20 protein-coding genes are annotated in these 23,259 nt (G+C 69.1%); 8 read left to right on the top strand and 12 right to left on the bottom strand.

The annotated features are described in order from the left end of the window. Window positions 1-124 precede the first annotated feature (124 nt). The gene (locus tag ABZ796_RS14575; protein WP_357337723.1) at window positions 125-1,885 is read right to left on the bottom strand and encodes a proline--tRNA ligase; all 1,761 of its coding nucleotides are present in this window, start codon (window positions 1,883-1,885) and stop codon (window positions 125-127) included. Window positions 1,886-1,976: 91 nt separating this feature from the next. On the opposite strand from ABZ796_RS14575, the gene ABZ796_RS14570 reads away from it, so the two are divergent. After that, entirely contained in the window at window positions 1,977-2,969 is a 993-nt protein-coding gene (locus tag ABZ796_RS14570) for a hypothetical protein (RefSeq protein WP_357337722.1), read from the top strand. Window position 2,970: 1 nt separating this feature from the next. Here ABZ796_RS14570 and ABZ796_RS14565 read toward each other — a convergent pair whose 3' ends face one another. The 4 genes from ABZ796_RS14565 to ABZ796_RS14550 all read right to left on the bottom strand — a co-directional run bounded on the left by ABZ796_RS14565 (window position 2,971) and on the right by ABZ796_RS14550 (window position 7,407). Further along, window positions 2,971-3,816 (bottom strand): GNAT family N-acetyltransferase, encoded by an 846-nt coding sequence (locus ABZ796_RS14565; RefSeq protein WP_357337721.1) that lies wholly within the window; start codon window positions 3,814-3,816, stop codon window positions 2,971-2,973. A 56-nt stretch (window positions 3,817-3,872) separates the two neighbouring features. Then, on the bottom strand, window positions 3,873-4,532 hold the full coding sequence (locus tag ABZ796_RS14560) for a hypothetical protein (protein ID WP_357337720.1): 660 nt from the start codon (window positions 4,530-4,532) through the stop codon (window positions 3,873-3,875). 117 nt (window positions 4,533-4,649) lie between these two features. Next, on the bottom strand, window positions 4,650-5,420 hold the full coding sequence (locus ABZ796_RS14555; protein ID WP_357337718.1) for an SDR family oxidoreductase: 771 nt from the start codon (window positions 5,418-5,420) through the stop codon (window positions 4,650-4,652). Continuing rightward, window positions 5,398-7,407, bottom strand: a complete 2,010-nt coding sequence (locus tag ABZ796_RS14550; RefSeq protein WP_357337717.1) for a hypothetical protein — start codon at window positions 7,405-7,407, stop codon at window positions 5,398-5,400. Before ABZ796_RS14550 ends, ABZ796_RS14555 begins: the two co-directional genes overlap by 23 nt. A 221-nt stretch (window positions 7,408-7,628) precedes the next feature. Between ABZ796_RS14550 and ABZ796_RS14545 the strand changes: the two genes are divergently transcribed. The 4 genes from ABZ796_RS14545 (at window position 7,629) to ABZ796_RS14530 (ending at window position 10,541) form a co-directional block, all read left to right on the top strand. Then, entirely contained in the window at window positions 7,629-7,781 is a 153-nt protein-coding gene (locus ABZ796_RS14545) for a hypothetical protein (protein ID WP_357337715.1), read from the top strand. Continuing rightward, window positions 7,781-8,194 (top strand): hypothetical protein, encoded by a 414-nt coding sequence (locus tag ABZ796_RS14540; RefSeq protein WP_357337713.1) that lies wholly within the window; start codon window positions 7,781-7,783, stop codon window positions 8,192-8,194. The genes ABZ796_RS14545 and ABZ796_RS14540 overlap by 1 nt, the downstream gene beginning before the upstream one ends. Before the next feature lie 146 nt (window positions 8,195-8,340). Next, window positions 8,341-9,438, top strand: a complete 1,098-nt coding sequence (locus tag ABZ796_RS14535; protein WP_357337712.1) for a phosphoribosyltransferase — start codon at window positions 8,341-8,343, stop codon at window positions 9,436-9,438. 65 nt (window positions 9,439-9,503) lie between these two features. Next, window positions 9,504-10,541, top strand: coding sequence for a viperin family antiviral radical SAM protein (locus ABZ796_RS14530; protein ID WP_357337710.1), 1,038 nt, complete (start codon window positions 9,504-9,506; stop codon window positions 10,539-10,541). 154 nt (window positions 10,542-10,695) lie between these two features. On the opposite strand, the gene ispG is transcribed toward ABZ796_RS14530, so the two are convergent. From ispG to ABZ796_RS14505, 5 genes are all read right to left on the bottom strand, one after another. Further along, complete coding sequence (gene ispG, locus ABZ796_RS14525) at window positions 10,696-11,850, bottom strand: flavodoxin-dependent (E)-4-hydroxy-3-methylbut-2-enyl-diphosphate synthase (protein ID WP_357337709.1); 1,155 nt, start codon at window positions 11,848-11,850, stop codon at window positions 10,696-10,698. A gap of 22 nt (window positions 11,851-11,872) precedes the next feature. Beyond that, complete coding sequence (locus tag ABZ796_RS14520; RefSeq protein ID WP_357337708.1) at window positions 11,873-13,231, bottom strand: site-2 protease family protein; 1,359 nt, start codon at window positions 13,229-13,231, stop codon at window positions 11,873-11,875. Then, window positions 13,228-14,337, bottom strand: coding sequence for a 1-deoxy-D-xylulose-5-phosphate reductoisomerase (gene dxr / locus ABZ796_RS14515; protein WP_357337707.1), 1,110 nt, complete (start codon window positions 14,335-14,337; stop codon window positions 13,228-13,230). Before dxr ends, ABZ796_RS14520 begins: the two co-directional genes overlap by 4 nt. 204 nt (window positions 14,338-14,541) lie before the next feature. After that, window positions 14,542-16,578, bottom strand: coding sequence for an acyltransferase family protein (locus ABZ796_RS14510; RefSeq protein WP_357337705.1), 2,037 nt, complete (start codon window positions 16,576-16,578; stop codon window positions 14,542-14,544). Between the two features lie 144 nt (window positions 16,579-16,722). After that, window positions 16,723-18,165: a gamma-aminobutyraldehyde dehydrogenase gene (locus tag ABZ796_RS14505; RefSeq protein ID WP_357337703.1), complete on the bottom strand. Its 1,443-nt coding sequence runs from the start codon at window positions 18,163-18,165 to the stop codon at window positions 16,723-16,725. 117 nt (window positions 18,166-18,282) lie between these two features. Here ABZ796_RS14505 and ABZ796_RS14500 point away from each other — a divergent pair, with 117 nt between their 5' ends. Continuing rightward, window positions 18,283-19,671, top strand: coding sequence for an aspartate aminotransferase family protein (locus ABZ796_RS14500; protein ID WP_357337701.1), 1,389 nt, complete (start codon window positions 18,283-18,285; stop codon window positions 19,669-19,671). Between the two features lie 17 nt (window positions 19,672-19,688). Here the strand turns inward: ABZ796_RS14500 and ABZ796_RS14495 are convergent, their stop codons facing one another. Then, window positions 19,689-21,098 (bottom strand): amidase, encoded by a 1,410-nt coding sequence (locus ABZ796_RS14495; protein WP_357337700.1) that lies wholly within the window; start codon window positions 21,096-21,098, stop codon window positions 19,689-19,691. An 86-nt stretch (window positions 21,099-21,184) separates the two neighbouring features. Here ABZ796_RS14495 and ABZ796_RS14490 point away from each other — a divergent pair, with 86 nt between their 5' ends. Further along, window positions 21,185-21,817, top strand: a complete 633-nt coding sequence (locus ABZ796_RS14490) for a TetR family transcriptional regulator (protein WP_357337699.1) — start codon at window positions 21,185-21,187, stop codon at window positions 21,815-21,817. Between the two features lie 13 nt (window positions 21,818-21,830). On the opposite strand, the gene ABZ796_RS14485 is transcribed toward ABZ796_RS14490, so the two are convergent. Next, window positions 21,831-22,445, bottom strand: coding sequence for a hypothetical protein (locus tag ABZ796_RS14485; RefSeq protein ID WP_357337698.1), 615 nt, complete (start codon window positions 22,443-22,445; stop codon window positions 21,831-21,833). Window positions 22,446-22,462: 17 nt separating this feature from the next. Between ABZ796_RS14485 and ABZ796_RS14480 the strand changes: the two genes are divergently transcribed. Further along, window positions 22,463-22,642, top strand: coding sequence for a hypothetical protein (locus tag ABZ796_RS14480; RefSeq protein WP_357337697.1), 180 nt, complete (start codon window positions 22,463-22,465; stop codon window positions 22,640-22,642). Window positions 22,643-23,259 lie beyond the last annotated feature (617 nt).

Raw genomic sequence — 23,259 nt, 5'->3', positions numbered from 1 at the left:
CCCAAACACCCCCCCCCCCCCCCTTGGTTGGGTGGCATCCACTCTTGGGTGGCGGACCAACACCTGGTGGCCCCCCCCCCCCAACGACCGATTCGGTCGCCAGAACTACAGATTCGGCCGGGGGTCAGCCGCGGACGACCTCGGTGAGGTGAGCGACGGCGTCGGCGAGCGCGACCTCGGTCTTCTCGCCGCTCCTGCGGTCCTTGACCTCGACCTTGCCGTCGACCAAGCCCTTGCCGACCGTGACGATCGTCGGTACGCCGATGAGCTCGGCGTCCTTGAACTTCACGCCCGGCGAGACCTTGGGACGGTCGTCGTAGAGCACGTCGATGCCGGCTGCCTCGAGCTCTTCGGCGAGCGACGCTGCGGCCTCGAAGACGGCGGCGTCCTTGCCGGTGGCGACCAGGTGGATGTCGTACGGAGCGACGTTGCGGGGCCAGGCGAGACCGATGTCGTCGAGGGTGCCCTCGGCGACGGCGGCCACGGCCCGGGTGACGCCGATGCCGTAGGAGCCCATCGTGACGGTGACCAGCTTGCCGTTCTCGTCGAGCACCTGCAGGCCCAGCGCGTCGGCGTACTTGCGGCCGAGCTGGAAGACGTGGCCCATCTCGATGCCGCGGGCCAGCGTCAGCGGGCCGGAGCCGTCGGGAGCCGGGTCGCCCTCGCGGACCTCGGCGGCCTCGATGGTGCCGTCGGGGGTGAAGTCGCGGCCGGCGACCAGGTCGATGACGTGCTTGCCCTCGACGTTGGCGCCGGTGACCCAGCGGGTGCCGGTGACCACGCGGGGGTCGACGAGGTAGCGGATGCCGGAGGCCGACTCCTCGCCCAGCACCTCGGGTCCGATGTAGCCCTTGACCAGCTCGGGGTGCTTCTTCAGCTCGACGTCGTCCATGGGCTCGACCTCGATCGGCTCCAGCTGGCCCTCGAGGCGCTTGATGTCGACGTCGCGGTCACCGGGCAGGCCGATGGCGAGCGGCTCGACGGTGCCGTCGGGGTGGCGCAGCGTCACGAGCACGTTCTTCAGCGTGTCGCCGGCCTCCCAGGCACGGTCCTCGCGCGGGAACGCCTCGTTGAGGTGGTCGACGAGCGTCTGGATCGTGGGCGTGGCAGGGGTGTCCTCGGCGTGGGCCGCGGGCACACCCTCGTAGGAGAGCGGCTCGGGGGCCAGCGTCGTGACCGCCTCGACGTTGGCGGCGTAGCCGCCGGGCGAGCGTACGAAGGTGTCCTCGCCGGCCTCGGAGACGGCCAGGAACTCCTCGGAGGCCGAGCCGCCCATCGCGCCGGAGGTGGCCTTGACGATGACGTACTCGAACCCGAGGCGGTCGAAGACCTTGACGTACGCCGCACGGTGGGCGTCGTAGGCCGCCGACAGGCCCTCGTCGGAGACGTCGAAGGAGTAGGAGTCCTTCATGATGAACTCGCGCCCACGCAGCAGCCCCGCGCGGGGACGCGCCTCGTCGCGGTACTTCGTCTGGATCTGGTAGATCGCCAGCGGCAGGTCCTTGTAGGAGCCGTAGAGATCCTTCACCAGGAGCGTGAACATCTCCTCGTGGGTGGGCCCGAGCAGGTAGTCGGCGTCCTTGCGGTCCTTGAGCCGGAAGATGCCGTCGCCGTACTCCGTCCAGCGGCCGGTCGCCTCGTAGGGCTCGCGGGGCAGCAGCGCCGGGAAGTGGACCTCCTGGGCGCCGATCGCGGCCATCTCCTCGCGGATGATCCCCTCGACCTTGCCGAGCACCCGCAGACCGAGCGGCAGCCAGGAGTAGATCCCCGGAGCGGCGCGGCGGATGTAGCCGGCACGGACAAGCAGCTTGTGGCTCGCGACCTCGGCGTCCGCGGGATCCTCACGCAGGGTCCGCACGAACAGGGTCGACATACGGGCGATCATGCGGGCAAGAGTACGGCGCACCGGACCGGTCCCGCGAACCGGTTGGATTTGGCGTTGCAACCCCTGCGGCGCCCGGCGCATCTTTACTTTCATGAGAGGTATCCGAATCCCGGCACTGGCCACGGCCATCCTTGCTGCTCTCATGCTCCCGGTGACGCTCCTGTCACCGGCTTCTGCCGCTCCGTCCGTCAGCGTCCGACCGCTCCCGCTCCCTCAGGGAGGGTCGCCGACGGTCCCGTACGTCGCGGGGCACTCCGGTGACTTCGACGTCGTCGACGGTGCCACCGTCGTCCCGGTACCCACCGAGGAGTTCGACACCGTCGCCCTGCTCGGCAGGGCCGGGACCGGCTACCTGGTGCGGATCGTGTCGGGAGACCGCGTGCCCGACCGCGTCGTCCGTGTCGAGCCCGGGAAGGCGCCGAAGCAGCTCGCGGAGGCGGAGTACTTCGAGACCTCGAAGCTCTCGACCAACGGGCGCTACCTGCTGCTGACCGCCTACCCGAGCACCGTCGTGGTCAGGGTGCTGGACGCCGGGACCGGGCACCAGGTCGCCCGCCACTCGTTCCGGCTCGCCACCGAGCCCCTCCCCCTGGACGTACGCGGTACGAAGGTCGTGATCGGCGGCTGGGCGCCCGCCCGGACGATGACCTGGGACTGGAGCACGGGAGCCGTCTCGACGATCGCGAACCGATCGGCGTACGCGGCCTCCTACGCCACCAACAGGCTGGCGAGCTACACCATGCGGCCCAACGATGCGGGCGCCTGCTCCGTCGTCTCCACCCTCACCAGCCCCGGCTCCACGACCTGGCGCACGTGCACCGAGAAGGTGGCCTCCTTCTCCCCCGACGGCGCCCGGGTCGCGACCGAGCCGATCGACCATCAGGACGTGGCGTACTTCGTCAAGCGCCGCAGCGTCAACGGCACCCTGCTGACCACCTACACCAATCCGAACGGCGTCTGGGCCGCGGCCTGGGAGACCAAGACCCGGATCCTGCTGCGTTCCTACGCCAACGACGGCGCGAGCTGGCTGGTCCGCTGCGAGGCCGCCGCCTGCGAGCGCGCCGCCAGGGGAAACGTCGGCTAGCTCAGAACATGACGGTGGAGAAGCGGGCCGTCTCGAGGAAGCCGGCCCGCTCGTAGGCCCGGCGCGCGGGGGCGTTCCACTCGTTGACGTAGAGGGAGACGCGCGGGGCGATCTCGCTGCGGACGATGTCGCAGACGGCGGCCATCCCGCGGGCGGCGAGGCCCTCGCCGCGGCGGTGCGCGGGCACCCAGACACCCTGGATCTGGGCGGCCTCGGGGGTCGCGCAGGCGACCTCGGCCTTGAAGACGACCTCGCCGTCCTCGATCCGCGCGAAGGACCACCCGCGCGAGATCAGCTGGAGCACCCGGGCACGGTAGAGGTCGCGGCCGCCGCCGGTCTCCGGCGAGATCCCGACCTCTTCGGTGTACATCGCCACGCACGCCGGATAGAGGGCGTCCATGTCGGCGCGAACGGTCCGGCGGACGAACGGGTCGGGCTCGACCAGGCTCTGCAGCTGCTGCTCGAGATGGGGCTGCTCCCAGCGCTGGTCGCGCGGGGTGCCCCAGGACTCGCCGATCGCCCCCCACAGCGCCCGCACCGCGGTCTGTCGCCCGACGATGGTCGAGACGGTGCGTACGCGGTCGCGGGCCCGCTCACCGAAGGCGTACGCATCCTCCTCGGTGGCCTGGATGGGGACCAGGTTGGCGCCGACGTGACAGGCCGCGACCAGGTCGCCGCCGTCCCATCGGCCCCAGATCTCACCGCCGAGCCAGCGCGGCTCGAGATTGGTGGTGCGCGCCCGGTACTCGGCGAACACGTTGACCACCGGATCCTGCGCGGTCAGGTCGAGGAACGCGCTGAGATCACCCGCGTGCAGCGGGCGGATCCCCTGGCGCGTCGTCAGCATGTCACCGAGCCTAGGGCCAATCCGGTTGTACGTCGCCTCACGGCTCGCTGACCGGATCAGGCAAAGATCCGTTCGATGGTGTGCATCCGCTCGCGGATGGTCTTGAGGCGTACGTCCTGGCCGGCCTCGCCGGTATCTCCCCAGACCGCCCGGCCCACCATCACGCCCCGTGCGCCGAGCGCTCGGACCCGTGGCAGCCGCTCGCTGAAGTCGTCCCAGCCCATCCCGTCGGATCGCGCGACCCAGGACGTTCGCCCGAGGTCGGCAGCTTCGATGCTCTCGAGGCCCTCGTCGTTGACCTTGAGCTTGAGCACGATGCCGCCGCACCGTGATCGCGTGGCCAGGGTGGCCAGATCCTCGAGACAGCCCGGCGTTGTGCAGTAGGGCTCGAGGAAGACCCGGTCGTAGCCGGGGAGGCGCTCCAGGATGTCGAGCGCCATCGCCGCGCACTCGGTCCGCGGATCGTCGAACCCGACCTTCACCGCGTCCGTCGACCTCGCCGGGACGACGAGGTCGTCGACGGCGCCGATGTCGGGGAGTCCGGCGCAGGCGAGCTCGCGGCGTACGTCGCCGTGGCCCTGTGTGGGGCGCACGACGATGCCCCAACCGGGGGTGTGGGCCACCAGCTCGAGGATGCCGGGCCTGATGTCGGAGGAGTCCGGGGTGCGGAAGAGCGCATCGTCTGCGTGATCGATGGCAAGCCAGAAATTGGTCAACGTTGTCGCCAGTCTGAAGAGGGGAAACAAAGACGTGTGGAGGCGCTAGGCGAAGCCTAGACAGCACGACGTCGCATCAGTGGCATCTCGGGTAAATTGCAGATTGCGCGCCGTCGGTCAGTATTCGCCACCGTCTGCGACCACGCATTGGCCGTTGATCGCACCGGCCACGTCGGAGGCGAGGAAGACACAGACCTTCGCGACGGCGTCGGCGGTGACGAACCGGTGTCCAGGGATGCGCGCGGCCCGGTAGGAGATGTACTGGTCGACGGTCACGCCCTCCTTGCGAGCATGCTTGACGAAGACCTGCCGCGACGACTCGCTCCACATCGGGCCGGGGGCGACGACGTTGGCCCGGACGATGCCCTCCTCCTCCTGCGCGATCGCCTGGGCGAGCCCGGTCAGCGCGTGCTTGGACACGCCGTAGGCGGCCCGTCGCGACGGCGTACGGATCCCGAACACGGAGCTGACCAGGACGACGGCCCCGGACCGGGCCGCGCGAAGCTTGGGAAGCGCCAGCGAAGCCGTCCGCCACGCCGAGGTCAGGTTGAGGTCGAGGGTGACCTGCCACTCGGACCGGTCGATCTCGGCGACCGTGTCGGGGCTGGGGTTGATGCCGGAGCAGTTGATGAGCCCCGACAGCGTCTCGAACCCGGCCAGCGTCTCGGCCAGGGCGTCCACGCCGAAGTCGGTGGTCAGGTCGCCCTCCACCCGGGCGACGGCGCCGGTCTCGTCGGCCAGGTAGGCCAGCTCGGTGGTGCGGCTGTAGGCGTGCAGGATCACCGGGGTGCCCTCCGCGGTGAGCCGGCGCGCCACCGCGCTGCCGAGGTCGCCGGTCGCGCCGAGGACGAGAACCGGTGATTGCTCAGTCAGAGTGCTGGTGCTCATGGCGCTCCTTGATCCGGTGGATCGCCGACCTCACCACGTCCTGATGGGCGGGCGGCAGACCAGTGAGACCTTCGAGATGGCTCACGCAAGTGATATCACCCATTTGCCCGAGCCGGTACGCGGTAATCGGAATCGCCGGGGCGAGGACCGGATGATGCAGCCGACGGACCAGCGCGTCGGTGATGTCGGTGCCCCAGCCGAGCACGTCGCGCTCGCGGGCGACCGCACCCGGATCCTCCTCCCGGTCCAGGATCTGGAGGTAGCCGTCGACCGGCACCCGGCCGCGCAGGATCAGCTGGAACATCGCCGCCTTCCGCAGGAACAGCGAGCGGAACGCCTCCAGCACGAACTCCAGCTCGTCCCAGTAGCGCTCGGGAGCCTGCTCGAGGAGGTCGCCGTAGTCCTCGCGCTCCTCGGTCAGGTAGAGGCAGATCAGCCGGTCCATCCAGGACAGGCTCTCGCGTACGCTCAGCCGGGCCACCGCGTCGAGGTCACCGGGCTGGAACCCGGCCTTGAGGAAGGTCATCACCAACGGGCCCATGTGCATGTCCGCGAAGCGGGCGCCGTCGAGCGCCATGCCACGCCCGTCGCGCAGCCGGTCGCGGATGCCCTCGGCGACGAAGTACTGGTAGAAGGTCTCGTGGGCGAACTCCGCCGACTCCACCGAGTCCTTGGTCCGGCCGGTCACGCCGAAGACCTCGGAGTGGTCGAGCAGGTCCGCGATCCATTCGTACGTCAGGAAGTCCCGCTGCCGGGTGATGTCGAGGTCGCGCTGCAGGTTGGCGAAGAGCCACTCCGAGACGCGCGGGACCGGGATCAGGTCCTGCTCCTGCGAGGTCGGCTCGTCGATGCCGGTGAACAGGTCCCAGGCGATGTCGCGGTAGGTCTGGAACCGCACCCGGCTGGGGATACGTGAGCTCTTCCGGTCCCAGGGCTGCCCGCAGACGTGCTTGAGATGGACGGTGTAGCCGTCCCACTGGGTCCGGGGAGCCGGCGCGCCCTCCTCCAAGGAGGCGTAGAGCTGCTTGAGGACCATCGGGGTCGCCGGGAAGAACCCGCCGCCACGCTCCATCTCCGCGGCCAGGTTGCGCAGTTTCTCGTCGCCACCGCGCACCTCGCCGAGCGCACGCACCTCGATCGGGGAGATCGGCTCGATGCGTACGACGACGGCCGCCTCGACGCCGAGGTCCTCCAACCGCGCGGGGCTGCGCAGCTGCTCGGCGAGCTCGTCGCGCTCGGTCTGCAGGTTGCGCTTGCTGATCACCACGAACCGGCCGCCGCGACCGAAGGCGGAGCGCAGCTCGCTCAGGTCGGGCCTGGTGACGCCGTGCTCCTCGGCGCTGGACGAGATCAGGTCGAAGTCGTCGATGACGATCGGCGAGCGGTCCTCACCGACCAGGTCGCCGTAGTCGACCGCGCCGTCGCGCAGGCTGATGTAGCGCACCTGCTCCTTCGAGGCGGTCCACTCCCTGGCCTCGACCGTCTTTCCCGAGCCGGAGGGGCCGGTGAGGAAGAAGAGGTTGGACTCGGAGCTCTGCTGCCACCGCCCGAGCGCCTCGCTGAGCGGGAGCGTGGGCTCCTCCGTCGTCAGTCCGGTCAGCGCCGCCACCCGTGCCCTCGGGAAGGTCAGCCGGGAGCTGGTGGCGGGCATCGGTGCGGCCGGTTCGGCGGGGGCCAGCACGGGGCCGGGCTGCGCGGTGTCCTCTCCCCGCCAGGAGTACGCCTTCCACCACTTCGCCTGCCAGATCCCGGTGTTCTTCCGGATCCACTCGCCCCGATGGGCTGGGTCCAGGGTGCGGGGCACCGCGCCGCCGACCACCCGGATGAGCTCGTCCAGAGGCATCAGCTTCGAGCCGGACGTACGCCGGTAGAAGGTGCTCCGAGCCATCGCCACACCGGCTCCACCGTCAGCTTTTCCGGTGACCTGGCGGACCCAGGCACGCAATTCGCCGTTGAACTGCTCAGGTGAGAGAGATTCGTCGGTCATTACCCCTCGCCGAGTCGTCGCGGACGCGGTTGAGAGTATCTCGCAGGCGTCCCAATTCTGTCCCAGAAACGTCCCAACTGACCTGGGACTGTCTTTACTTCGTCCCCACTCCCACCCGCCCTCTGGCGGGGCAGATGTGGCCTCCGCCACCGTGGTGATGTCCCCACCGGGACAGCGACGGCCCCACCTACCGGGCCCTACCGCTGAAGGAGATGATGACCATGAGGAACCACAAGTTCAGCATCGCCACCTTCGCCGTCACGCTTCTTGTCGTGTTCGGCTTCAACCAGCTGCTCAGCGCCGAGCCGCCCACGTGCCAGGCAGCCGCCGGCACCTCGTCCGTGTCCGTCGTCCTCACGGAAGGAGTGCGGTGATGATCAGCAACTTCATGCGCCCCGGCGAGACCGTCCGGGCCCGCGGCGGCACCCGCTCCGGAAAGCGCGGTGTCGTCGTCGCCACCGCCGCAGGCCGCACCAAGGTCCGCTTCAACGGCAGCAGCGGCGCCCGCTGGGTGCGCACCGGCAACCTGAGCTCCACCGGCAGCGGCTCACTGTCCTGGATCCTGCCGGTCAAGGCCGCACTCGTCCTGTTCCTGGTCGTGCCGGGCATCCGGTTCGTCGTCGTCCACCTGTGGACCCACGGCGGACTGGACGGGTTCGCCACGGCCCTCGGAAACCAGATGGGCCAGGCGGCGCTCGCCTGGGGCCACCTGATCACCACCGACCCGCTCGGAGCCCTGCTCCACCTCGGGTTCCTCGGCCTGGTCTCCAGGCTGATGCACTGGTGAGACCACAAGATCTTCGAGACGTACGCAGGGGGACGTCTCGGAGCAGAAGACGGAAGCCCGGTCCGACTGAGGACCGGGCTTCCTGCGTATGTCGAGCCGATAACTTCCCTCGAAACGGACGCTCGGTCGAGAGCGTGGCGATACATTTGCAGGATTCCTGGTGGACTCGATCGGGACCCATCCAGGACTCGAACGCGAATAGGCCATGCTTCAGGAGGGACGAGATGGCCCTCGAACCTGACGACAGCCCCGCCGCTCTCAATCGCGACCTTCGCGCATGGGTCAAGAACTGGACCGGCAAAGGCATCGGACAGGTCGCGTTGGGTGCCAACATCAGCAACAGCCGAGCGTACGCAGCCACGGCCAACACGAACCTCGTCCCTCGTGATCTCCTCCTGAGCATCGTGCGCGCTGCGGTGCCCCCTACCTATGACAGCGAGGAGCGCACCGACTGGATCCGGAAGTGGAGCCGGGAGTGGGAGCGGCGTTGGGAGCGCGCGGAGGCGGTGAGTCGCGGTGAGCGTCCTGGCAACCTGCAACCGGATCCAGCGATCCAGCGAATAGCCGACCCTCCGGCTCGCCCCAACCTGATCGTGCGGCTCGACCCGAGGCTGGCGGGTCCGGCGCTTGAACGCATCACTGACGACACCGTGCGAGCCATCGCGTCCGAGTACGTCTTCGTCGCACAGGATCCGCTACTCGTGGGCTATCACAAGCGCAGCCCGATCAGCGTCTACATCGACTTCCACTCCGCGTCGTGCTCATCGCAGCATCGTGAGAGTCTCGCCCAGTTCCTGGCGCGCAGAGTCCGCCGGAAACTCGGCGGCCTCGACCCCGACCGAACCGTGATCGCCACCGCCCGCGAGGGCAACATTCTCGTCGGCAGCCGCGTCGCCGAGCTCTGCGGCGTTCCCTTCTTGATGGTGCGTACGACGTCTCGCCCGCCTCGATTCGGCTTCCCCGTGGAGCGTCACCTCGCAGACGACGCCGATGCGGCGGTCGCTGACGGGGTGGAGGCCGTCATCGTCGACGACATCGTGATGGGCTCGCTGATCTCACGAGTCGCCGAGCTCTTGCGGATTCACGAGGGCGTGACCACTCGAAACTGCTTCAGCATCTTCGAACGCGCTGACCTGGGCGTCCAGGATCTCCTCGCGGATGCCGACATCGCCTTGGACTCCGCGTTCACCATCGACGACGAGCTCGTCGCCGCGCTCCGGCAGCAAGCGCAAGCACACGGCTGAAGGACACCACCGATCAGAACCCGCTTATCTCCGGATGCGCGCATCCTTTCTGCGAGGATGCGCCAATGACCGACGTCGAGATGGTCGTCAATCTTCACGTGACCGAGCGATGCAACTATCGGTGCACCTACTGCTTCGGGAAATGGGGCCTGCTCCAGGAGACGAGCGCGGAGACGAGCGTGTGGGCCGACACCGAAACGGCGTATCGCATCATGTGGGAGCTCGCCGACAAGTTCCGTCGAGATCGCGGCACCGACAGCTCCATCCGATTCAACTTCGTCGGTGGCGAACCGGCACTGCTTCCGAACATCGACGACCTGGTCGACTTCGCCCGATCGGTGGTGAAGACGCGCGTCTCGTACGTCACCAACGGGCTCATGCTTCGAAGGTTCGACGCCGAGTGGACCGTTGAGAACATCGACATCGTCGGGATCAGCATCGACTCATCACTCCGTGACACCAACCGCGAGATCGGTCGGCTCACACGTAGCGGCAAGGTCTTCGACCTCTTCGAGGCGAGCACCCGAATCCAAGCCATTCGGAAGGCGGCCGACCGGCTGGGAGCCAGAAGGCCGGAGATCAAAGTCAACACGGTTGTCAGCGAGTTGAACCGCCACGAGAACTTCGACGCCGTCCTTGCCGCAATCAGGCCAGATAGATGGAAGCTCCTCAAGATGCTTCCCGTCTACTCCGCGAAGACAGCGATCACCGACGAGGAGTTCCGAGACTTCGCGAAGCGACACCGGAAGTTCGTGCGCAAGCGCCCGGGCTTCAAGTGCGTTCTCATCACGACCGAGGACAACGACGAGATGACCGGCTCCTACGCGATGGTCGACCCGCTCGCCCGGTTCTTCTGGTACGGCGAGCTACCTGAGAGCGGATACCGCTACTCCGAGCCGATGACGACGGTCTCGCCCGACGAGGCCTGGGAAGTGGCGGGCGTCCACTGGGACGAGCAGAAGTACGGCGCTCGCTATACCGAGCTCATGGGCAGCATGGACGCGGCGGAGGCTGAGGCCGGCCAACCACTCGTGGCCCCGACCGTCCCCGGACCTCGAACCAGCGCGGAGTCGTCGACGTCTCCGTCACCGGTCGCCATCTGAGCCCACGTAGCCTCCGGGAGCACCCGGCGTCGATGTACCCCAGTTCTCCGCGGGATGTTCACCGAGGGAACTCGGTGAGTGCGCGCTTCCTTCGTGGAGTTCCACGAAGGAAGCGACCGTTCACCGAGTTACCTCGGTGAACATCCACACACGCTCAGCCGCTGACGGAGACCGACGCGCCGGCGCCCTCGACGGGCTCCATGCCCTCGGCGATCTTCATCGCCTCCTCGATCAGGGTCTCAACGATGGCGGCCTCGGGGACGGTCTTGATGACCTCGCCCTTGACGAAGATCTGGCCCTTGCCGTTGCCGGAGGCGACGCCGAGGTCGGCCTCGCGAGCCTCACCGGGGCCGTTGACGACGCAGCCCATGACCGCGACCCGCAGCGGGACCTCGAGGCCGTCGAGACCGGCGGTGACCTGCTCGGCGAGCGTGTAGACGTCCACCTGGGCGCGGCCGCAGGAGGGGCAGGAGACGATCTCGAGGCGGCGCGGCTTGAGGTTGAGCGACTCCAGGATCTGGATGCCGACCTTGACCTCCTCGACCGGCGGGGCCGAGAGCGAGACGCGGATGGTGTCTCCGATGCCCTGGCTGAGCAGGTGGCCGAAGGCGACCGAGGACTTGATCGTGCCCTGGAAGGCCGGGCCGGCCTCGGTGACGCCGAGGTGGAGCGGCCAGTCACCGGCCTCGGCGAGCAGCTCGTAGGCGCGCACCATCACGACCGGGTCGTTGTGCTTGACCGAGATCTTGAAGTCCTGGAAGCCGTGCTCCTCGAAGAGCGAGGCCTCCCAGATCGCCGACTCGACCAGCGCCTCGGGGGTGGCCTTGCCGTACTTCTCCAGCAGCCGCTTGTCGAGCGAGCCGGCGTTGACACCAATCCGGATCGAGGTGCCGTGGTCCTTCGCGGCCGCGGCGATCTCCTTGACCTGGTCGTCGAACTTGCGGATGTTGCCGGGGTTGACTCGGACCGCCGCGCAGCCGGCCTCGATGGCGGCGAAGACGTACTTCGGCTGGAAGTGGATGTCGGCGATCACCGGGATCTGCGACTTCTTGGCGATCGCCGGCAGCGCGTCGGCGTCGTCCTGGCTCGGGCAGGCCACCCGGACGATGTCGCAGCCCGACGCGGTGAGCTCGGCGATCTGCTGCAGCGTGGAGTTGACGTCGGAGGTGAGCGTGGTCGTCATCGACTGCACGGAGATGGGGCTCTCGCTGCCCACGCCCACCGAACCGACCTTGATCTGGCGGGTCTTGCGGCGAGGGGCGAGCACCGGGGCGGGAGCCTCCGGCATACCGAGGGGGATCGACGTCATGTCTACCAATCTTACGGGCGGGTCAGGCTTGGAGATGAAGTGGGACGACGAGGTCGGCGACGATCAGGACAACACCCATCACGAGGAGCGCCGAGGCCACGACGTACGCCACCGGCAGCAGCTTCGCCGGGTCGGCATGCCCCGGGTCGGGCCTACGGAAGACCTTGGCGAAGGCTCGGCGAATGCCTTCCCACAGCGCCGTCGCGATGTGACCGCCGTCGAGGGGTAGGAGGGGGACGAAGTTGAAGATGCCGATGAAGAGGTTGAAGCCACCGACCAGGAACGCGAAGCTGGCGACCTTCTCACCGACGTCGAGTCCCTCGTGGGCGGCGATCTCGCCGGCGATGCGGCCGCCGCCGACGATGCTGACCGGGCTGTCGGCCGAGCGCTCCTCGACACCGACGATCGCGAGCGCGACGTGCCAGACCTTGACCGGCAGCCTCAGCAGCGAGTGGACGGCGTTCTCGGCCATCGCGCCCATCTCCTTCAGCGCGTAGACCGGCCCCTCCTTGGTCGTGACCACGTGCGACTCGGGGGACATCCCGAAGAAGCCGACCTTCGCGGTCTCCGGGTCGGCACTGGTGTCGTCGACGTCCTTGACCCGCTCCTGCACGACGGTCTGGGTGTGCAGCGTCATCTGCTCACCGTCGCGCTGAATCACGATGGCGGCCTCGCCATCCATGTTGTCGCGGATCAGCTCCTGGGCGACCGACCACGAGGTCAGCTCGGTGCCGTTGAACGAGATCATCTCGTCGCCCGGCTTCAGGCCGGCGTCGGCGGCCGGGGTCGGCTTGTCGCTCGCGCGGCACTCGCGGCCCTGGTCCTCCCAGCTCAGCAGGCACTCCTGCAGGCTCGAGACGACCGGATGGCCCTCGTCGACGACGTTCTCACGGACCCCGTAGATCCCGAAGACGCCCCACAGCACGAAGAACGCGATCGCGATGTTCACCGTGGGCCCACCGGCCATCACGATGACCTTCTTCCACCACGACATCTTGTAGAAGAGCCGCGGCTCGTCCTCGGGGCGGATCAGCTCCCACTCGGCCGAGCGGGCGTCGCTGATCAGCTGGGTGAACATGCCGGTGTTGGACTTGCGGACCTTGAGCGCGCCGTCGTCGGTGCGCTCCCCCAGCTGGTCAGCACCGGGCGGGAGCATCCCGACGATCTTGACGTAGCCGCCGAGCGGGATCGCCTTGAGGCCGTACTCCGTCTCGCCGACCTGCTTTGACCACACCGTCGGCCCGAAGCCGATGAAGTACTGCGTCACCTTCCCGCCGAACGCCTTCGCCGGGATCATGTGGCCCAGCTCGTGGAGCCCGATCGAGGCCAGGATCGCGACGACGAAGCCGATCACGGCCAGCGTGTAGAGCAGGACACTCATGTGTGGGACTCCAGGATCCGAGTGGTCTCCTCGCGCGCCCAGGCGTCAGCGGCGAGCACATCCTCGATCGAGAGGCTGCTTTCAGAGCGTACGCCGTGGTGGTCTGCCAACACCGCCTCAATCGTGTCCACGATGCCGGGGAAGGGGATCCGGCCCTCGTGGAAGGCGTCCACGCAGACCTCGTTGGCGGCGTTGTAGACGGCGGGGTGGGTGCCGCCGCGGGTGCCGGCCTCGCGGGCCAGCCGCACCGCGGGGAAGGCGACGTCGTCGAGCGGCTCGAAGCGCCAGTCGGCGGCCTTGGTCCAGTCGATCGGGGTCTCGGCGTCCGGCACCCGCTCGGGCCAGGCCATCCCCATCGAGATCGGCACCAGCATCGTCGGCAGGCCGAGCTGGGCCACGACGGCGCCGTCGACGAACTCGACCATCGAGTGGATGTACTGCTGCGGGTGGACGACGACCTCGATCCGGTCGAAGGGTACGTCGAAGAGCAGGTGGGCCTCGATGACCTCGAGCCCCTTGTTGACCAGGGTGGCGGAGTTGGTCGTGATCACCCGACCCATCGCGAAGTTGGGGTGCTTGAGCGCCTGCTCCGGGGTGACGTCGCCGAGCTCGTCGCGGGAGCGGCCACGGAACGGGCCGCCGGAGGCGGTCAGCACGAGCTTGCGCACCTCCTCGGCACGGCCGGCGCGCAGGCTCTGCGCGATCGCGGAGTGCTCGGAGTCGACCGGGACGATCTGCCCCTCGCGCGCGACGCGCTTGACCAGCGGTCCGCCGATGATCAGCGACTCCTTGTTGGCCAGGGCGAGCGTGTTGCCCGCCTCGAGCGCGGCCAGCGTCGGGCGCAGCCCGACGGCGCCGGTGATGCCGTTGAGCACCACGTCGGCCGACTGCGCGGCGGCCTCGACCGAGGCCCCCTCCCCCAGTCCGGAGAACTTCGGGGCGAACTCAGCCACCTGCGCCTCGAACAGCTCCTTGTTGGCCCCGCCGGCGGTCAGCCCGACGACCCGGAACCGGTCCGGGTTGGCCCGCACCAGGTCGAGGGCCTGGGTGCCGATGGACCCGGTCGAGCCGAGGATCACCACGTCGCGCGGTCGCTGATCGTTCACCCGCCCATCCTCCCAGCAGAGGCTGAGAGGGCGCCAAGCGGCCGCCTGTGCGGACCGGAAAACTTTGCAGGAAATAGCAGCAGCCCCGGACTCCCCCACGGGTCCAGGGCTGTGCATGAAACGTTTTGCAACGTCTGCCCACAATTAAGCCACAAAGATGCACGTGAAGGCAAATCCCGAAACGCGCATCCCAGTTAAATTCGCTCAGATCAGCGGATCGAGGATGGCGCCGAGCCTCGGCGTGACATGGCGGACCCAGGACTCGGTCAGGTGTGAGTCGTCGTAGTAGGTGACCTTCTCCCCCACGACCAGCGGGCAGCGGTCCTCGGCACACACGAATCGCTGGGTGTCGACGTACGCCGCCTCGGTCCCCTTCAGCGCCGCCTCGGTGAGCTCGTTGCTGCTGGTCTCGCGCGAGTCCGGGTCGCTGAGGCAGGAGCTCTGGTTGGCATCCGGCGCGCTGATGCAGTCGGCGGGGTGGTGGTCGACCTTGGGGACGTCACCGAGGACGACGACCTTGCGCGAGATCTCCCGATAGGCCTGCACCGTGCTGCGCACGGCCCTCGACCACTGCTCGTCGCGATCCATCCCGTCGTACTCCTTCGGCATGAAGAGCTGGCCGCGAGCCGTCGAGACGATCGTGTCGGGGTCGAGGCGCTCGAGGCGGTCGGCCGACCAGGCGCGGAAGTCGTCGCACTCGGCCTGGGTCATCTTCTTGCCGCGGTGCTGGACCGGGTATGGGGCGCAGCCGACCTTCACGACCGGCACGACCCGGAAGCCGCGCTCCTTGCCGAGGTCGTCGAAGGCGGTCAGCCACATGCCGGCGTGGGAGTCCCCGACGACGGCGACGGTCTTCTTCGCCTTGGTGTCGCCGAGGGTGCAGTCGGTGCCGCGGGTGTCTCCGTAGTTGGCGTAGCAGTCGCCGTACGTCTTCTGCCACCGGTCCTCGGTGATCTCCTCGCCGAGCACCGCCGGCGGGATCGGGCCGCCGCGGTCGGCGATGTCGAGGGCGGCACGGAGCTCGCGCTGCACCTGCGGCGGGCCGCCGGTCTCGGCGGCGGTGTCGGGGACCTCGTTGGCCGCGAACCACGCCTGCGCCTCGGCGGCCCGCTCCTTCTCGGAGTAGGCGGCATAGCCGGTCGTCAGCCAGCCGCTGCCGACCGCCAGCACGAGCGCGACCGGCCACAGGGTCAGGGAGCGCAGCCCGTGCGAGAGCACGGGCACCTTCCTGTGCTGGAAGGGAAGCTCGATGAAGCGGTGGCTCAGCGCGGAGAGCAGCAGCGCGGCGGCCACCGCGACCGTCATCTCGAGCGCGGCGCTGCCGAGATGGAGAAACTCAGGGGCCAGCACGATCAGCGGCCAGTGCCACAGGTAGAGGGAGTAGGAGATGTCGCCGAGGTAGCGCAGCGGGCGGATCGCGAGCGCCTTCGCGGTCGGCGCGTCGGAGCCGGAGGCCAGCAGCGCGACCGTGCCGAGGGTGGGCACCAGCGCCTGCCAGCCGGGGAACGGGGTGGCCTCGCTGAACACGACCGTGGCGACCAGGATCGCGCCGGCGCCGCCGAGACCGGCGGCGATGCTCGCGGCTCCCTTGAGCCGGCCGCCCCAGCAGGCCAGCAGCGCGCCGGCGGCAAGCTCGTAGGCGCGCGCCGGGGTGGAGAAGTAGGCGGCGGTCGGGTTCTCGCCGGTGGCATGGATCGACCAGGCCAGGCTCGCGACCGCGATCACCGCGGCGACGACCGTGAAGCCCCTGCGCCCGAGCCTGGGGATGAGCAGGAGCGCCAGCACCGGCCAGACCAGGTAGAACTGCTCCTCGACCGAGAGCGACCAGTAGTGCTGGAAGGGCGAGGGCTCGCTGGGCTGGAAGTACTGCACGCCTTCGGCCGCGAAGTGCACGTTGGCCAGGAAGAACGCCGCCCAGGTGCCGTCGGCGGCCGCGTCGGTGAGCCGGGTGGTGGGCAGTTGCCAGGCGGCGTACGCCAGGACGACCAGGATCACGAGCGTGGCCGCCGGCAGGATGCGGCGGGCACGGCGGGCGTAGAACTGCGGGATGCTGACGGTGCCGCTCTCACCGGCTTCGCGCAACAGCAGCGTGGTGATCAGGAAGCCGGAGAGGACGAAGAAGACGTCGACACCGACGAACCCGCCCTCGGTGTGCGGGAGGCCCGCATGGGCAGCGACGACCAGACCTACGGCAATGGCCCGGAGACCTTGGACATCTGTCCGCCACTGCTTGGCTGACATGTGGGGTGCACCTCGTGTGGGGGTCGACTGCTTTCCATTGCTGGGTCCGGGTCGCGGAGGTACGCGAAACGGCATTCGATGCTTTCACGGACCGCCTCGGGCCCGCACATCGAGGGTCCCACGCCTACATGTTTGTCTAGCGGATTACTCGCCGATGAACGACATCACGTGTTTGATCCGGGTGTAGTCCTCGAACCCGTAGACGGAGAGGTCCTTGCCGTAGCCGGAGTGCTTGAAGCCGCCGTGGGGCATCTCGGAGATGTAGGGGATGTGGGTGTTGATCCACACCACGCCGAAGTCGAGGCGCTTGCTGACCCGCAGCGCGGTGGCGTGGTCCGTGGTCCACACGCTCGATCCCAGGCCGTAGTCGACGTCGTTGGCGCACCGCAGCGCCTCGGCCTCGTCGGCGAACCGCTGCACGGTGATCACCGGGCCGAAGATCTCGTGCTGGATCTGCTCGTCGTCCTGGCGGAGCCCGGCCAGGACCGTGGGCTGGTAGAAGTAGCCGTTCTCGCCGCCTTCGACCCGCGCCGGCGCGCCGCCGGCTGCGATCGTGGCGTGGTCCGGGAGGCGGTCGACCATGCCCTTGACGCGGGCGAGCTGGCCCGGGTTGTTGAGCGCTCCGACGTCGCGGTTGTCCGCCGGGAGGCCGACCGTAGTGCTGCGGGCCGCCTCGGCCAGCGCCGCGACGAACTCGTCATGGACGCCCGCCTGCACCAGCACGCGGGTGGCGGCGGTGCAGTCCTGACCCGCGTTGAAGTAGCCCGCCGCGGCGATGCCGGCGACCGCCCTGTCGATGTCGGCGTCGTCGAAGACGATCACCGGCGCCTTGCCGCCGAGCTCGAGGTGGACGCGCTTGACGTCGGCCGCCGCGCTCGCGGCGACCTCCATGCCGGCGCGCACCGAGCCGGTGATGGCGACCATCTGCGGCGTCTTGTGCCGGATCAGCGCGCGACCGGTGTCGCGGTCGCCGGTGACGAGGTTGAGTACGCCGGGAGGCAGGAACTCCTGAGCCAGCTCGGCCAGCAGCGAGGAGCTGGCCGGGGTGGTGTCGGAGGGCTTGAGCACGACCGTGTTGCCGGCTGCCAGGGCCGGGGCGATCTTCCACGACATCATCGCGAGCGGGTAGTTCCACGGCGTGACCTGCCCGATCACGCCGATCGGCTCACGGCGGATCCAGGAGGTGTGGTCCGGCAGATACTCACCCGCGCTCTTCCCCTCCAGGGTCCGGGCGGCGCCCGCGAAGAACCGGAAGTGGTCGATCGTCGGGGGCAGCTCCTCCTCCAGGGTCAGCCGGTAGGGCTTGCCGGTGTCCTTGACCTCCACGGCGGTCAGCTCCTCGGCCCGGGCCTCCATCGCGTCGGCGATCCGGAGCAGAGCCAGGCTGCGCTCCTGGGGTGTGGTCTCGCCCCAGGTCTCGAAGGCCGATGCTGCGGCGGCGTACGCCTGGTCGACGTCGGCCTCGCCCGACATCGGGGCCTGCGCATAGACCTCGCCGGTCGCGGGGTCGACGACGTCGTACGTCGCGGCGTCGGCGGCCTCGCGCAGCTCGCCGCCGATCACGTTCCTGAAGGTCTGGTCTGCCATGCGCTAGAGACTAACTCCTTCCCGTAACAGTGATGTCACAACCGAATCCGAAGTGGAAATGGGGGTTTGCCACTGATTCGCTTGCGGAAGCGAGATCCGGTGGGTGACCATGGAGTCATGACCGGCAACTACGAGCAGCTGCAGCGCGACGCCAAGGACCACCTCTGGATGCACTTCACGCGGCATTCGAGCTACGCCGAGGCCGACGTGCCGATCATCGCCAGGGGCGAGGGCGCCTACATCTACGACATCGAGGGCAACCGCTACCTCGACGGGCTCGCCGGGCTCTTCGTCACCCAGGTCGGTCACGGGCGGGCGGAGCTCGCCGACGCGGGCGCCGAGCAGGCCAAGCAGCTGGCTTTCCACCCGCTGTGGTCCTACGCGCACGAGCCGGCGATCGAGCTGGCCGCGCGGCTGGCCTCGTTGGCTCCCGGTGACCTGAACCGCGTCTTCTTCACCAACTCCGGCTCCGAGGCCGTCGAGACCGCGTGGAAGCTCGCCAAGAACTACTTCAAGCTGCGCGGCAAGCCGGGCAAGCACAAGGTGATCGGGCGCAACATCGCCTACCACGGCACCACCCACGGCGCGCTGTCGATCACCGGCCTGGCCGACATCAAGGCGCCGTTCGAGCCGCTGGTGCCCTCGACCTTCCGGGTGCCGAACACCAACATCTACCGCGCCTCCGAGATCACCGGCGGCCTGATGGACGGGAGCGACCCGGAGGCGTTCGGCCGCTGGTGCGCCGACCAGATCGAGTTCGTGATCCAGGCCGAGGGCCCCGACACGGTCGCCGCGGTCTTCCTGGAGCCCGTGCAGAACTCGGGCGGCTGCTTCCCGCCTCCCCCGGGCTACTTCCAGCGGGTGCGGGAGATCTGCGACGAGCACGACGTGCTGCTCGTCTCCGACGAGGTCATCTGCGCCTACGGGCGGCTGGGCACGATGTTCGGGGCGGAGCGGTTCGGCTACGTGCCCGACATGATCACCTCCGCCAAGGGGCTGACCTCGGGCTACGCACCGCTGGGCGCCACCATCATCTCCGACCGGCTGATGGAGCCCTTCCTCACCGGGGAGGAGACCTTCTACCACGGCTACACCTTCGGCGGTCACCCCGTCTCCACCGCGGTGGCGATGGCCAACCTCGACCTCTTCGAGGCCGAGGACCTGCTGGGCAACGTACGCCGCAACGAGGCCGCGTTCCGCTCGACGCTGGAGAAGCTGAAGGATCTGCCGGTCGTCGGCGACGTGCGTGGCACCGGCTACTTCTACGGCATCGAGCTGGTCAAGGACCGTGGGACCAAGGAGACCTTCACCGAGGAGGAGTGCGAGCGGATCCTCTACGGGTACGTCTCCAAGGCGCTGTGGTCCGAGGGCCTCTACTGCCGAGCCGACGATCGCGGCGAGCCGGTCATCCAACTCTCGCCGCCGCTCACCGTGGGTCAGGCCGAGTTCGACGAGATGGAGCAGATCCTGCGCCGGGTGCTGGAGAAGGCCTCGACGATGCTCTGAAGGCGCTCAGCGCTGGCTCAGTTGTCCTGGATGGGCGGCCACGGTGACTGCTCCTCGAGGGCGTAGGCGAGCTCGAGGAGCGTCCGCTCATCGCCGTACGCCGCGGAGAGCTGGACCCCGATCGGCAGCCCTTCCTCACTCAGCCCCATCGGCAGCGAGATCGCGGGCGCACCGGTGATGTTCTGCAGCGGCGTGAACGCGACGTGCCGCCGGAGCCGGTCGACGAGCTCCTCGAACGGCACGTTCGGGGAGAGGTGGCCCAGCGGCGGGGTGACGCCGGAGACGACCGGGCACAGGACCACGTCGTGGTGGTCGAAGACGGTCGCGTACGCCGCCGCGGCCCGCCGCAGGCGGAGCAGTGCCGCGGCGGTTCGGCGCCAGCCGCCGGAGGCGAAGCCGCGGCGAAGGCCGTCGGTGAGCCCGTCGAGGCGGGTGGTGTCGAGGGACCGGTCGATGGTCAGGCGACCCAGGTTGCCGGCGAGGAAGGCGAGCAGACCCCAGTAGCTGAGGAAGTCGTCGCCGAAGCGGGCGTCGACGGGGACCGGGACCGGCTCGACGCTGTGGCCCTGCTCCTCGAGCAGCGTCGCGGTCCGTTCCACCGCCGCCTTCGTCGGCGTGTCCACGACGGCGTCGGTCACCGACTCCATGATCATCGCGACCCGGAGCCGACGCCGCGCGGGCCCCTCGACCAGGCCGAGCGGCGGCAGGGCCGGGTTGCGCCAGTGCCGCTCGAGCGCGGCATGGAAGGTCGCGGTGTCGCGTACGGTGCGCGTCAGCACGCCCTCGCTGACCATGTTGATCGGCAGGGTGCGGGCCATCTCGCCGTCGATGTGCCGGCCGCGGCTGGGCTTGAGCCCGACCAGCCCGGCGGCCGCGGCCGGGATCCGGATGGACCCGCCGCCGTCGTTGGCGTGCGCGAGCGGCACGGCTCCGGCGGCGACCAGCGCCGCGGCGCCGCCGGAGGATGCGCCGACGGAGTGGCGCGTGTTCCAGGGGTTGGGGGTGGGCGGTCCGCTGCGGCACTCGGTGGTGGCGTTCAGCCCGAACTCGGGCATCCGGCTCTTGCCCAGCACCGTCACCCCGGTGCTGAGGAACTGGGTCGTGTAGCGCCCGTCGCGGGTGGCCGGGCGGGCCCGGATCGCCTCCGACCCGTGGCCGGTCGGCATCCCGAGCAGGTCGGTGTTGTCCTTGAGCAGGGTCGGCACACCATGGAGCAGGCCGGTGTCGGCATCCGCACGACGGGGCGCGTCGTAGGCCTCGTACGCCATCGCGTTCAGCTCCGGGACGACAGCTCGCAGCCGGGCGACCGCGGCTACCTCCACCTCCGCCGCGCTCAGCTGCCCCGCTCGGACGAGGCGGGCGAGCTCGACGGCGTCGTGGGCGGCGAGGGCGTCGTCGGCGAAGGCGTGTACGCGGGGTGCGGTCATGTCGGACAGCGTGCTGGATCGACTCCTAAAAGTCTAGAAGATCTTCCAGACTTCGGGGCTCGTGCCCCTCGTGAAACACTCTGCCCATGAAGCGACGGCACGGTGACAGCGCCCGGCAGCGACGCGACGCCCTCGTCCGCGCCACGATCGAGGTGGCTGCCGAGAAGGGCATGGCCGGGGTCACCCACCGGGCCGTGACCGAGCGCGCCGGGCTGCCGCTGGCCACCGTCGGCTACTTCTTCGACTCGATCACCGACCTGGCCGCCGAGGCGCTGCGCACGGGCGTGGCCGAGGACGTCGCCCGGCTGCGTACGCTCGCTGACGAGCTCGCCGCGACCTCACCCGGCACCGATGCCATGGCCGAGGCGTTCGCGGCCGCGCTGATGTCGCCGCCGACCGACTCGCTCGCCTTCCTCGAGGGGTTGCTCCACGCCGCCCGCGACCCGCAGTTCCGTCCGGTCGTGGCCGAGGTCCTCACCGCCGGTCGCGAGGTCGCCGAGCGCGCGGCGAGCGTCGCCGGCGCGACCCTGTCCGACCCCGATTCCGTGCTCGCCCTCGTGCACGGCTATCTGCTGCACGCACTCGCGGCGCCCGACCTCGTCGACCCCGACGCCCTGCTGCGTGGGCTCCGCTCCCTCGTCATCGGCACCCTGGTCGAGAGCGGCGAGGTCTCCCTCGCCCTCCGCCTCGCCGGCCGCGACGCGGACCTCCCCCGCTGACCGTGGCCAGGGGTCAGCCGACGACGCGGACCTCGCTGCCGAGCACGGCACCGTCCTGCAGGGTCAGATGGTCGCCGGACCAGAAGCGACCCGGGTCGTAGTAGTTGGTGGGTCGCTCGTCGTCGAGCAGGCCCATCTCCTGGTAGGTCGCCGCCACGACCTCTGCGCAGAAGACCTGCTCGAGCCCGGCCTTCGAGCGCACCCTCCCCCGCGCCCAGCGTCCGGCCAGGGCGGCCGTCGAGGGGAACGGGGTGCCGTCCAGGCGCGCGATCGTCCTCAGCAGGGCATCCTCCCGCTCGCGGTCGATGTCCGCGGTGAGCTGGCGAAGCCAGACCTGCTGCTCGTAGCGGCCCGCCCACTGCTCGACCGCGGCACGCAGATCATGGAGCTGTACGCCACGGTGATGGGTGCCGGTATACAGATCGAGCAGCCCCTTGCCGAGCTCGGCATGCCACATCAGCGGCGGCAGATCATCGAGGACCACCGCCATCCCGACATGGTTGACCGGGGCGTTGCTGAGCATCCGGATCGCGCGGTCGGCGACCGAACGGCCTCGGAAGAGCCACAGATCACCGGTCCGGGTCTGGTCCACGGCGTCGGCAAGGGAGATAGTGGTGTCGTCAGACATCGTGAGCAGGGGGTCCTATGAGTTTCGGCAGTGCAAGCGTCTGGAAGATCGTCGGTCTCGCCGGACTGGCCGGGGTCACCGCGACAGGCGTCATCATCGCGCGCAACCACCGCCAGCGCACGCAGCGCACGCCGGAGGAGATCCACGCCAAGCTCCGCGAGCGGGTCGCGGCGGCGTACGAGCACCCGGCGGCTTAGCGGCTGCTTCTTTCCTGGTTGGTTCTGGTCCGGTCTCGCCCCGGAGGTCGCGCCTGTCGAGACCCCCGACGCCCCGGAGGTCGAGCCTGTCGAGACCCGCGATGCCCCGGCCCTCGGGCTTGTCGAGACCGTGATGCCCCGCTGGTCGAGCCTGTCGAGACCACCGTGCCCCTGCCCCTCGAACCCGTCGAAATCCGCGATGCTCCGGTGGTCGAGCCTGTCGAGACCACCCCGTGCGGAGCCGTTCCACGGGGCTGGGCTGGGCCGCCGACCCGTTCTTGACGGTCTTCTCGATCTGGACCGGCGTCAAGGACGCCCTGCGGGCGCCGGCTTCGCCGGCCGCCTTCGGCGGTCCTGGACTCCGGACCAGATCGAGAGAAACTTGGCTGGCTATCGGGGCGGCGGCCCGGGTGTGGCGCAGCAGAATCTTGACTCGGGACAGGATGTTGCTGGGGTGTGAGAGGTGGCCCTCCGGGCCACTTGCCATCCACAGGAACGACGCCGTTCGCTCACCGCGAAAATAGGGTTTGACCTGCGTAAATAGATAGCCAGATCGGTGGTTGAGGCGTAGAATCAGAGCCATCACAACACACCTCTATGAGAGGCATCCGATGAGT

Origin of the sequence: Nocardioides sp. NPDC047086 (assembly GCF_040643685.1) — a bacterium.
GTDB lineage: Bacteria > Actinomycetota > Actinomycetes > Propionibacteriales > Nocardioidaceae > Nocardioides.
The sequence above is the reverse complement of the archived record's forward strand: the minus strand, read 5'-3'. Positions and strand labels throughout refer to the sequence as shown.

What these genes read in the sequence shown, in the direction of transcription:
- ABZ796_RS14485 (WP_357337698.1), bottom strand. Translation starts at nt 22,445, where the DNA reads ATGTCTGACGACACCACTATCTCCCTTGCCGACGCCGTGGACCAGACC.
- ABZ796_RS14550 (WP_357337717.1), bottom strand. Translation starts at nt 7,407, where the DNA reads ATGACCGACGAATCTCTCTCACCTGAGCAGTTCAACGGCGAATTGCGT.
- ispG (WP_357337709.1), bottom strand. Translation starts at nt 11,850, where the DNA reads ATGACGTCGATCCCCCTCGGTATGCCGGAGGCTCCCGCCCCGGTGCTC.
- ABZ796_RS14545 (WP_357337715.1), top strand. Translation starts at nt 7,629, where the DNA reads ATGAGGAACCACAAGTTCAGCATCGCCACCTTCGCCGTCACGCTTCTT.
- ABZ796_RS14555 (WP_357337718.1), bottom strand. Translation starts at nt 5,420, where the DNA reads ATGAGCACCAGCACTCTGACTGAGCAATCACCGGTTCTCGTCCTCGGC.
- ABZ796_RS14510 (WP_357337705.1), bottom strand. Translation starts at nt 16,578, where the DNA reads ATGTCAGCCAAGCAGTGGCGGACAGATGTCCAAGGTCTCCGGGCCATT.
- ABZ796_RS14570 (WP_357337722.1), top strand. Translation starts at nt 1,977, where the DNA reads ATGAGAGGTATCCGAATCCCGGCACTGGCCACGGCCATCCTTGCTGCT.
- ABZ796_RS14540 (WP_357337713.1), top strand. Translation starts at nt 7,781, where the DNA reads ATGATCAGCAACTTCATGCGCCCCGGCGAGACCGTCCGGGCCCGCGGC.
- ABZ796_RS14575 (WP_357337723.1), bottom strand. Translation starts at nt 1,885, where the DNA reads ATGATCGCCCGTATGTCGACCCTGTTCGTGCGGACCCTGCGTGAGGAT.
- ABZ796_RS14565 (WP_357337721.1), bottom strand. Translation starts at nt 3,816, where the DNA reads ATGCTGACGACGCGCCAGGGGATCCGCCCGCTGCACGCGGGTGATCTC.
- ABZ796_RS14500 (WP_357337701.1), top strand. Translation starts at nt 18,283, where the DNA reads ATGACCGGCAACTACGAGCAGCTGCAGCGCGACGCCAAGGACCACCTC.
- ABZ796_RS14520 (WP_357337708.1), bottom strand. Translation starts at nt 13,231, where the DNA reads ATGAGTGTCCTGCTCTACACGCTGGCCGTGATCGGCTTCGTCGTCGCG.
- ABZ796_RS14495 (WP_357337700.1), bottom strand. Translation starts at nt 21,098, where the DNA reads ATGACCGCACCCCGCGTACACGCCTTCGCCGACGACGCCCTCGCCGCC.
- ABZ796_RS14490 (WP_357337699.1), top strand. Translation starts at nt 21,185, where the DNA reads ATGAAGCGACGGCACGGTGACAGCGCCCGGCAGCGACGCGACGCCCTC.
- ABZ796_RS14480 (WP_357337697.1), top strand. Translation starts at nt 22,463, where the DNA reads ATGAGTTTCGGCAGTGCAAGCGTCTGGAAGATCGTCGGTCTCGCCGGA.
- ABZ796_RS14530 (WP_357337710.1), top strand. Translation starts at nt 9,504, where the DNA reads ATGACCGACGTCGAGATGGTCGTCAATCTTCACGTGACCGAGCGATGC.
- ABZ796_RS14505 (WP_357337703.1), bottom strand. Translation starts at nt 18,165, where the DNA reads ATGGCAGACCAGACCTTCAGGAACGTGATCGGCGGCGAGCTGCGCGAG.